Below are 2649 nucleotides of genomic sequence, written 5' to 3' on the forward strand. Positions count from 1 at the left end.
GAGTGCACGGCGTCGCCGAGACCGGTCCGGGCGGGCGGGTCGTGGCCACCCTGATCCGGGCCGGCGTCGCCCTGTACACCGTGCACACGAACGCCGATGTCGCCGCGCCGGGCGTGAGTGACGCGCTTGCCGACGCCCTGGGGTTGCGCGACGTCGCTCCGCTGCTCGGCCCGGGACTGCTGCCCGGCCCGGCCCCGCTGCCCGCTCCGGCGGACGCCGGGGCCGACGAGGGCGGTGTCGGTGATGAGGGCGGTGCCGGTGATGAGGGCGGTGCCGGCGGGGCGAGCGTGTGCCGGGGCCTCGGCCGGATCGGTGACCTGCCCGCGGCCGAGTCCCTGGAACGGTTCTGTGCCCGGGTCGTCCGGGCGCTGCCGGCGACGGCGGGCGGGGTCCGGGCGACGGGTACCGCGGACCGGCTCGTCCGGCGGATCGCGGTGTGCGGCGGCTCGGGGGGAGAACTGGTCGCCGCCGCCGAGGCCGCGGGAGCGGACGTCCTCGTCACCGCGGACGGCCGGCATCATCACGTCCTCGACGCCGTCGGTGCGCACGGGGTCGTGGTGGTCGACGTCGCCCACTGGGCGAGTGAATGGCCGTGGCTGAGCCAGGCCGCCACCCGCCTGCGCGCCGGTCTGCGGGCGGGGGGACGTACGGTGAGCACGTCGGTATCCGCTATCGTGACCGATCCCTGGCGGGTGCACGTTCCGTCCCGGTAGGCGGTGCCGGCGGCGCGCAGGCCCGGGTCACGGAGGGCGCCGCGTCGGGTCGGGCCTGGTCGCCCCGGCCTGGTCGGCCAGGTGTAGTCGTTCAGGCGTACCAGTGAGGAATCGATGAAGGCCGACCCAGCAGTTCAGCTCCGCCTGCTCGATCTGCAGGCGCTCGACACCGGTATCGACCGGTCGGTGGCCCGCCGACGCGGTCTGCCGGAGCACGCCGTCATCACCGAGCGCACCGCCGCGCTGACCTCGTTGGACGGTGAGGTCGTCGGGGCGCAGACCGAGCTGAGCGACGTCGCACGTGCCCAGCGCAAGCTGGAGAATGAGATCGACCTCGTGCGGACCCGTTCGGCCCGTGACTCCCAGCGGCTTGATTCCGGCGCCGTCTCGACGCCGCGTGAGCTGGAGAACCTGCAGGCGGAGCTCGCCTCGCTGACCCGCCGTCAGGGCGTGCTCGAGGACGACGCGCTCGAGAAGATGGAGATCGTCGAGGGCTTGGAGAGCCGGCTCTCCGCGTTGTCCCAGCAGCGATCGGCCCTGCAGGCCGAGCTCGACGCGGCGGTGGCCGCGCGGGACAAGGCTTACGCCGAGATCGACGCCGAGGTGGCGCGGCTGCGCCACGACCGCGACGCTCTCGTCCCGGAGCTGCCCGAGGCGCTGGTCGCGCTGTACGAGCGGATCCGGGCGTCCTCCAGCGGCGTGGGCGCCGCGGCCCTGCTGCGCCGCCGCTGCCAGGGTTGTCATCTCGAGCTGTCGGGCGGCGACCTGCGCGCCGTGGCGGCGGCGCCGGCAGATGAGGTGGTGCGCTGCGAGGAGTGCCGGCGCATCCTGGTCCGTACCCCCGAATCGGGGCTGTAGCACCGTCGGCGGGACCGCCCGCCTCGGGGTCAGACGAGGGGAGCATGTAGATGGGCACCGTGCGCAGGCTGGTCATCGAGGCCGACGGCGGGTCGCGGGGCAACCCGGGCCCGGCGGGCTACGGAGCCGTGGTCCGCGACGCCGGCTCGGGGAAGCTGCTGGCCGAGCGCGCGGACTCGATCGGGCGCGCCACGAACAACGTCGCCGAGTACTCCGGGCTGATCGCCGGGCTGCGGGCCGCCGCTGAGATCGCCCCGGACGCCGAGGTGGAGGTCCGGATGGACTCCAAGCTCGTTGTCGAGCAGATGAGCGGCCGGTGGAAGGTCAAGCATCCGGCGATGCGGCCGCTGGTGGTTGAGGCGACGGAACTCGCCGCCCGGTTCCCCGCGGTCCGTTTCCAGTGGGTGCCCCGCGCGTGCAACGCCGACGCCGATCGGCTCGCGAACGAGGCGATGGACGCCGCCGCCGCCGGGCGGGCCTGGGAACCCGCGGTCCCGCAGTCCCCGGACCCGGTCCCGCACCGCGCGCCGACGACAAACCGGCTCTCCGGCTGGATGGCGCCGCCCGCACCGCCGACGACGACCGTGCTGCTGCGTCACGGGCAGACCCCGCTCTCGGTGGAGAAGCGGTTCAGCGGGACGGTCGAGGCGGCCCTGACCGACGTCGGGCTCGGCCAGGCCGCGGCCGTGGCGAACCGGCTGCGCGACGAGCCGTTCGATCTCGTCGTCAGTTCGCCGCTGAAGCGGGCCCGGCAGACCGCCGAGGCCCTCGGCCGCGACTATGTCGTCGTCGATGATCTGCGGGAGACTGACTTCGGCGCCTGGGAGGGGCTGACCTTCGCCGAGGTGCGTGAGAAGTTCCCCGACGAGCTCAATGCCTGGCTCGCCGACCCGCACGTCCCGCCGCCCGGCGGGGAGAGCCTGATCGCCACCGTGGCCCGGGTGGCGCGGGTGCGTGACCGGCTGCTCGCCGAGCAGCCGGGCGGGCGGGTCCTCGTCGTCTCACACGTCACGCCGATCAAGGGGTTGGCCCAGCTGGCGCTGGCGGCGGAACAGGCCGCGCCCTACCGCCCCCCCCC

Annotated in this window: 3 protein-coding genes; all 3 read left to right on the plus strand. The window is 74.6% G+C overall.

What is annotated here, in order from left to right; all coding sequences use genetic code 11:
• Positions 1-713 (plus strand): Nif3-like dinuclear metal center hexameric protein (locus tag AC08OP_RS17540; protein WP_476615181.1); only part of this gene is annotated, 713 nt, incomplete at its 5' end.
• A 114-nt stretch (positions 714-827) separates the two neighbouring features.
• Entirely contained in the window at positions 828-1571 is a 744-nt protein-coding gene (locus AC08OP_RS17545) for a zinc ribbon domain-containing protein (RefSeq protein WP_476615182.1), read from the plus strand.
• Between the two features lie 50 nt (positions 1572-1621).
• A partial coding sequence (locus tag AC08OP_RS17550) for a bifunctional RNase H/acid phosphatase (RefSeq protein ID WP_476615183.1) occupies positions 1622-2649 on the plus strand: 1028 nt, incomplete at its 3' end.

The organism is Frankia sp. CeRuru1 (assembly GCF_977966315.1).

What these genes read in the sequence shown, in the direction of transcription:
- AC08OP_RS17545 (WP_476615182.1), top strand. Translation starts at nt 828, where the DNA reads ATGAAGGCCGACCCAGCAGTTCAGCTCCGCCTGCTCGATCTGCAGGCG.